General features: G+C 48.5%; 6 protein-coding genes. 4 read left to right on the plus strand and 2 right to left on the minus strand.

Annotated features, from left to right (window positions below; translation table 11 throughout):
* Positions 1-2 precede the first annotated feature (2 nt).
* On the plus strand, positions 3-1,880 hold the full coding sequence (locus AWU77_RS07500) for a StlD/DarB family beta-ketosynthase (protein WP_062061084.1): 1,878 nt from the start codon (positions 3-5) through the stop codon (positions 1,878-1,880).
* A 3-nt stretch (positions 1,881-1,883) separates the two neighbouring features.
* Positions 1,884-2,846, plus strand: a complete 963-nt coding sequence (locus AWU77_RS07505; protein WP_152625302.1) for a DUF6999 family protein — start codon at positions 1,884-1,886, stop codon at positions 2,844-2,846.
* A gap of 302 nt (positions 2,847-3,148) precedes the next feature.
* Here AWU77_RS07505 and AWU77_RS07510 read toward each other — a convergent pair whose 3' ends face one another.
* Together AWU77_RS07510 and ilvY are read right to left on the minus strand one after the other, a co-directional pair.
* Positions 3,149-3,541 (minus strand): hypothetical protein, encoded by a 393-nt coding sequence (locus AWU77_RS07510; protein WP_062061087.1) that lies wholly within the window; start codon positions 3,539-3,541, stop codon positions 3,149-3,151.
* Positions 3,542-3,660: 119 nt separating this feature from the next.
* A complete protein-coding gene (gene ilvY, locus AWU77_RS07515) occupies positions 3,661-4,524 on the minus strand; it encodes an HTH-type transcriptional activator IlvY (RefSeq protein ID WP_062061090.1) in 864 nt (287 codons plus the stop codon).
* A 150-nt stretch (positions 4,525-4,674) separates the two neighbouring features.
* Between ilvY and ilvC the strand changes: the two genes are divergently transcribed.
* Positions 4,675-5,691: a ketol-acid reductoisomerase gene (ilvC, locus tag AWU77_RS07520; protein ID WP_062061092.1), complete on the plus strand. Its 1,017-nt coding sequence runs from the start codon at positions 4,675-4,677 to the stop codon at positions 5,689-5,691.
* Between the two features lie 92 nt (positions 5,692-5,783).
* Positions 5,784-6,614: a CDP-diacylglycerol--serine O-phosphatidyltransferase gene (pssA, locus tag AWU77_RS07525; RefSeq protein ID WP_062061095.1), complete on the plus strand. Its 831-nt coding sequence runs from the start codon at positions 5,784-5,786 to the stop codon at positions 6,612-6,614.
* Positions 6,615-6,739: the final 125 nt, after the last annotated feature.

Genomic DNA, 6,739 nt, shown 5'->3' on the forward strand with positions numbered 1-6,739 from the left:
TTATGCCTACTCGTTTTAATCGTGTTTATATTCAATCGGCGGGCTATCACCTGCCGGGTGAACCAGTTGATAATCAGGCAATGGATGATTTTATTGCGCCGCTTAATCGCATCTCGTCGCGTATTAAAAATAAAATTTTGGCGGAGAACGGCATTCAAACCCGTCATTATGCGATTGATAAAAACGGCGCAACTGTTACTTCGCATACCCAGCTTGCCGCTAATGCGATTCACGATTGTTTAACGCGCGCTAATGCAAATTTGAGTGATGTAAGTTTACTCTCAGTAGGCTCCTCCGGTAGCGATGCCTTGATTCCCGGTTTTGCCGCTATGGTGCAAGGTGAGTTGGGCGCGCCGCCGATGGAAACCTTGTCGAGCCTTGGCGTCTGCGCTGCGGGTATTTCGGCATTAAATTATGCGGCGCAATCCATCGAGCTGGGTGCGCATCAACAGGCGTTAGTTGCCACTGCAGAAATGCCCTCGCGTATTTTCAAAAAAAGCCGTTTTGCCCCGCGTGGATACAGCAGTGATTTTGATGCACATTTTCTGCGCTGGATGTTGTCTGACGGCGCGGGTGCAGTATTGCTTACCGATACACCGCACACAAAAAAGGGTGTGCGGTTAAAAATTAATTGGATACACCAAAAAAGTTTTGCCGGTGATTATCCGGTGTGTATGCAGTTGGGGTTGACGGAGGGTCGCAGCAAATCATTCTTGGATTTTCCGTCATCCAGCGAAGCGGAAGCAGCGGGTGCTTTATCGCTGCGACAAGATATTCGCTTGCTGCCACATTTGTTTGATGTGAGCATTCACGAATATGTAAAGCTGGTGCACGATGGTTGGGTAACATCCAGCGAAATTGATCACTTCCTTTGTCACTATTCCTCTGCGCGTTTTATTCCGGTGGTGGAAGAGTTGTTGGATAAAGCGGGCTTGTCCATTCCGCGCGAGCGCTGGTACAGCAACTTAACCACGCGCGGCAATACCGGTTCGGCTTCGATTTTTATTATGCTCGCGGAATTTCTCGATACCCATCAAGTTAAGCCGGGCGAAAAAATATTTTGTTTTATTCCCGAGTCGGGGCGCATGACCGCAGCCTATATGTTGATTGAAGTGGAAGCGGCTGACGCACCTTTGGTTGCTCATGCGGCAGCTGCGCCAGCAGCAAAAAATGTACAGCCTGATATTGCCGCACCACACGATCCGCAATCTGCGCCACAGCATTTACAAAGTTTGTTAACCACGCTGGCGGGAACATGGCATGACTACCGCTCGCAAGTATGGCGCAGTCCGGTCATTCATAAGTTGGTCAGCCAACAATTTGCGCTGGAGGATTATCGCAACTGGACCGCCCAGTGGGTGCCGCAAGTGCGCGAAGGCAGCAAATGGATGCGCGAGGCTGTGGAGTCGCTTACGGGAGCTTATGCAGATTTAGCGGCATTAATTGAAACTCATGCCGGTGAAGAACAAAACGACTTTAAAATTTTATATGAAGATTATTGTGCAGCCGGTGGTACTGAACCGCTGGATAATTTACAGCGCAATCCCGGCGGCGAAGCGCTGAACACCTATTTGCATTCATTAGCATCAACCAAAAATCCGATTGGTTTGTTAGGTGCAATTTATATTATTGAAGGCACTGGGCAGCGTATTGTTCCTGCGCTTTTGCCTTTGTTGCGCAAGCAAGTGGATTTGCCCGCGAGTGCATTTCGCTTTTTGGAATATCACGGCGCAAATGATGAGCACCATCTGGCACGCTGGTTGGCGGCAGTTGAATTGGTCTTGGCGATTGACCCTCAGGCGGCAAGCGCGATTATCGCCACCGCCAAGCGCACGGCGCAGCTGTACTTGATGCAGTTTGAACATATTCTGGAGTCATAAGCGATGGACAGTGTAGAAAATGTAAGCAGTGTAGAAAAGAGGGAAAACAACCCAAAGTTTTTGCAAACCGAATTTGATCCACGCGACCCCAGCCCTTGGCTTGCGCTCTATTTGGATCAAAGTACACCGCTGCCCGATCATGTGAAAAAAGCCTGGCTGGCCGATTCCGAAACGCCCTCGCGCCAATTTTTACTGCCCTTTGTGCGGCCCATTGCGCGCACACTGATTGTATTAATCCAGATTGTTAAAGTGGTGGTGCCGCGCAATTGGGCGGCGTCCAAACTGTTGCATTGGATTCTCGCCACCGGCTTAAAATATTTTGTGCGCCCCGAGGCCAATTGGTTGGTGTTGCGCCATTTTCATATGGGCGCACAGATTCTGGAATTTGTTGCGGCTAATGCACCCGTTGCAGTAGAAGCCGCGCCACTCAAACCAATGAATCTGGATGATTTAAAAGATGAACTGTTTTTAAAACACGATTTGAATCTGTTTAATTTTGTGATTCGTTTGGGCAACGCCTTGCGCGCTGCCGATAAAAAACTTGTGCCGGTTGCGCAGCCCGATTTCAGCATGATTAAAGAGCCGGAAATACAATTGCAATCCATGCCGCGCGGAAAATTGAACGGCATAGATTTGCAAACCGCCATCGAAATGTTTACCCCCACCTATCAATTATTTTTAACCGACAACGATTTTTGGCGCGCATCCAACTCCTTGCAACTGGATGAAGCTATCGGCCTATATGTAGCAACGATTTTAAATTCACCCCAGCATTTGGTATTGCTCAACAACAAACATCCGCTAGTGCCGATGAGCACCCTGCGCGCCGGTTATCGTTTGGTATTGCACGGTTTATCAACCGAAATGCTACATGCGTTATTGATGGATTTGAAAAAGGCGCAAGCTGAACATCATGCACCGGAATATAGTGTTAACCAATCTACCTCAGTTGATAGTGGCAAATAATGAAAAATTTTTTCCATTATCGACTTCGCTGCTCCCTCTTATGAGGTTGCTCCTCAATTAATCAGCGCGCAGTTTCTTGTGTATGGTGTGGGTGGAGTTATTGTTGAAGCAGAAGCTTAGGATCAGTCTGAAGCTGCTTTGCGCACCTTCACTGGCAAAAGCCAGCGCAATGCAGGCTGTCAGTGCATTTGTATTTTTATCGACGTTTGCTGCGATTTAATATGCGCTAAAAAATAAGAAACCCCACTTTTTAGGGTGGGGTTTCTTGGTTAGTAATCGATGGCATTAAGCAAAAATATTGATTAGCGCTCGATGTGTGTAATGCCGGACGATTCAACCAGGCTTACTAATTGTTCTTTGTCTAACTCAAGCGTTTCATTGCTGTAAAAGTTGGCGTTTTGACCGTCAGTTCTAAGCGATTTACGAACGCTTTTGGCGTTGCCAAAGCGTGCGCTAGCTATATTCAGTGTTACTTTTGAGCCATTAACTGCATCAACTTTCATTACGCCGTAAGGGTAAGAACTTTGGTTGTCAGAAGGAAAAAATGATTTGAGCTTGACGGTGTATACATCACCTACGGCGGGTGCCTGAGCGTAGGCTGCGCTTTGATTTTTATCAAAAATAGAATACGCAAAACCCACTATAACTAATACAACAATACCAACTGCTTTTACTTTCCAATTGAGATTAAACATAGATAGTCCTTTAGATTTGGTTTAGGGGAGTGCGAGTTTAGATTAATCACCAAATGCAGGCAAGAGCGTCTGCGTTTTGATTTTAAGAGCGATTGTTAAGATGCATACCAGTAAAGCAATTAATGATTGCTCATAACTTGGCTCCAAAATGCATTGACTATCGGGCTTTTCAATCGCTTTTCCATCACGCAAATCCCTGTGTCGTAAGGGCCTAAATCTGGCTGCAGATCAAAGCGTTTAACCTTGTTGGCGAGAGGGCTGTTATCGACCACGATTTGCGGTACCACGCCTACGCCGAAACCCAAACTCACCATGCTTACGATTGCCTCGTTACCTTTTACTTCGGCGTAGATGTTGGGTTTGATGCCGAGGGAATCGAACCAGATATTTAATCGCTCCCGCGCCAGACCCTCCTCGGGAATAATCACCGGTATTTCCTCCCAGTTTTTGTCTTGCCAGTCTTTGTCATGAGCGGTGATAAAAATCAGCGGCGAACTGTTGATGGGTTTGAAGCTGACGCCCGCCGGTAACTTGTCCGGCTTGGCGGCAATGGCAATGTCTTCTTCGCCAGCGAGTATGTGCTCAATCGACTGCGCCGGGTCGCCGGTGTGGAGTTTGATCGCAATGCCCGGATGTTTGACGCGAAATTCGGTAAGAATTTCATAGAGGAAGCTGTAGCTGGCGGTGACTGAGCAGTAGATGCTGAGTTGGCCGCGCAGCTGATCGGCCTGGGCAACCAGCGATTCCTGGTAGGTCTCCCACTGTTGAATCACCTCTTTGGCGAAGGCGAGAAATTGTTCGCCCTCGTGGGTGAGTATGACCGAGCGGTTGTCGCGCACAAAAAGGGTGACGCCTAGGTCATCCTCCAGTTGTTTGATATTGCGGCTCAGGGTCGATGGGCTGACATGGCTGGCATTGGCGGCGCGGCCAAAGTGCAGGCTGTTGGCGAGGTTGCAAAATAGGCGAAGTTTGGCGATGTCCATGGGCGGTAATTAATAACCTTGTTGCATAAAATGAAACATTGAATTGCGAATATATCATTTTACGCGATGCCAGTGTTTCTCTACACTGGCGGCCTTTTATCCAGTCTGCCCTGATTCAACTGGGCGGCAACATCCCAACAGGAGTCTGTTATGCACGTTTATTACGATAAAGATGCCGATCTTTCTATCATCCAAGGCAAAAAAGTAGCCATCATTGGTTACGGTTCACAAGGCCACGCCCACGCCTGCAACCTGAAAGATTCAGGTGTAGATGTTGTTGTTGGTCTGCGCACTGGTTCTGCCACTGTTAAAAAAGCTGAAGCTCACGGTTTGAAAGTCACTGACGTTGCTACTGCGGTTAAATCTGCTGACGTAGTAATGATCCTGACTCCAGACGAGTTCCAATCAAAGCTGTACAAAGAAGAGATCGAGCCAAACATCAAACAAGGCGCTACCTTGGCCTTTGCTCACGGCTTTGCGATTCACTACAACCAAGTAGTACCACGCAAAGACTTGGACGTAATCATGGTTGCGCCAAAAGCACCAGGCCACACTGTGCGTTCTGAGTTTGTACGCGGCGGCGGTGTACCTGATCTGATCGCGATCTTCCAAGACGCATCAGGCAAGGCAAAAGACACTGCACTGTCTTACGCATCAGGCGTAGGCGGCGGCCGTACCGGTATCATCGAAACCACCTTCAAAGACGAAACTGAAACTGACCTGTTTGGTGAGCAAGCGGTTCTGTGTGGTGGTGCGGTTGAGCTGGTTAAAATGGGCTTTGAAACTCTGGTTGAAGCAGGCTACGAGCCAGAAATGGCTTACTTCGAGTGCTTGCATGAGTTGAAGTTGATTGTTGACCTGATGTTCGAAGGCGGTATCGCCAACATGAACTACTCAATCTCTAACAACGCTGAATACGGCGAGTACGTAACTGGCCCTAAAGTGATCAACGAAGAGTCGCGCAAAGCGATGCGTCAGGCTTTGAAAGATATCCAAACTGGCGAATACGCTAAGAAGTTTATCCTTGAAGGTGCAACCAACTACTCATCAATGACCGCTGCTCGTCGCAACAATGCGGCGCACGGTATCGAAGTGGTTGGTACCAAGCTGCGCGCTATGATGCCTTGGATTCAAGCGAATAAAATCGTTGACCAAACCAAGAACTAATCTGGTTTTGATCCCGATAAAAAACGCGGCTTAGGCCGCGTTTTTTGTTTCTGACTGTGTAAAATGGCGCTCCCGCAATCGGAGAGGCAAGTATGAATCAGCACGATAATGACAGTTCCAAGCAAGATCCGGCTGAGCATGAAGGGCCGCTGCCTTTTGGTGATCATGTAGAAGAGGTTTCTGAAAATGGTAAGAAGGTCCGTCATCGTGGCGTTTACCTTTTGCCTAATCTGTTTACTACTGGCGCGCTGTTTTGCGGTTTTTATGCCATCGTCTCGGCAATGCATGGCAACTTTGCGCAAGCGGCGATTGCGATTTTTGGCTCCATGCTGCTCGACGGAATGGACGGGCGTGTCGCGCGCATGACCAATACCCAGAGCGCCTTTGGTGAGCAGTACGACAGTCTCGCCGATATGGTTTCTTTTGGGGTTGCGCCAGCGCTAGTAGTGTTTAGTTGGGTGCTACATGACCTTGGGCGCTGGGGTTGGGCGGCTGCATTTATCTACACTGCGTGTGCGGCGTTGCGCTTGGCGCGCTTCAATACGCAAATTGGTGTGGTAGATAAGAAATACTTTATGGGTTTGGCGAGTCCTGCGGCGGCTGCAATTATTGCGGCAACGGTTTGGGTTTGGTTTGACTCTGCGCCAACGGGCGTGTGGGCTGCGGCTATTGCGGTGCTTACCGCGTTTACCGGCTTGTTAATGGTCTCTAATTTTCGCTACACCAGCTTTAAGGGGCTTAACTTTCGCGGGCGGGTTCCTTTTGCTTTTATGTTGTTGGTGGTGCTGGTTTTTGCATCGCTTATTATTTATCAGCAACAAGGTGTGCTGGCGATAGCGGTGATTTATGGTCTGTCGGCGCCACTTATTTGGCTGTTTCAGCTTGTGTCGGGTAGGTCAAAATTGCCCAAAGCGCCCGAATAAAAATCAGTGCGTTTGTTAATTGATCGCAAATGAATTTAAAGTGCAGTAAATTCCAAAAAGAGCTTGCGCAAGGGTGGTCGGATTCGTATAGTGCGCGCCCTTGCCGAGCTGGGGTCAGTCGCGAA

The sequence above is a fragment of the Cellvibrio sp. OA-2007 genome, from assembly GCF_000953825.1.
Lineage (GTDB): Bacteria > Pseudomonadota > Gammaproteobacteria > Pseudomonadales > Cellvibrionaceae > Cellvibrio.

Coding starts and splice junctions, on each gene's coding strand:
- AWU77_RS07500 (WP_062061084.1), top strand. CDS start 3: ATGCCTACTCGTTTTAATCGTGTTTATATTCAATCGGCGGGCTATCAC.
- pssA (WP_062061095.1), top strand. CDS start 5,784: ATGAATCAGCACGATAATGACAGTTCCAAGCAAGATCCGGCTGAGCAT.
- ilvY (WP_062061090.1), bottom strand. CDS start 4,524: ATGGACATCGCCAAACTTCGCCTATTTTGCAACCTCGCCAACAGCCTG.
- AWU77_RS07505 (WP_152625302.1), top strand. CDS start 1,884: ATGGACAGTGTAGAAAATGTAAGCAGTGTAGAAAAGAGGGAAAACAAC.
- AWU77_RS07510 (WP_062061087.1), bottom strand. CDS start 3,541: ATGTTTAATCTCAATTGGAAAGTAAAAGCAGTTGGTATTGTTGTATTA.
- ilvC (WP_062061092.1), top strand. CDS start 4,675: ATGCACGTTTATTACGATAAAGATGCCGATCTTTCTATCATCCAAGGC.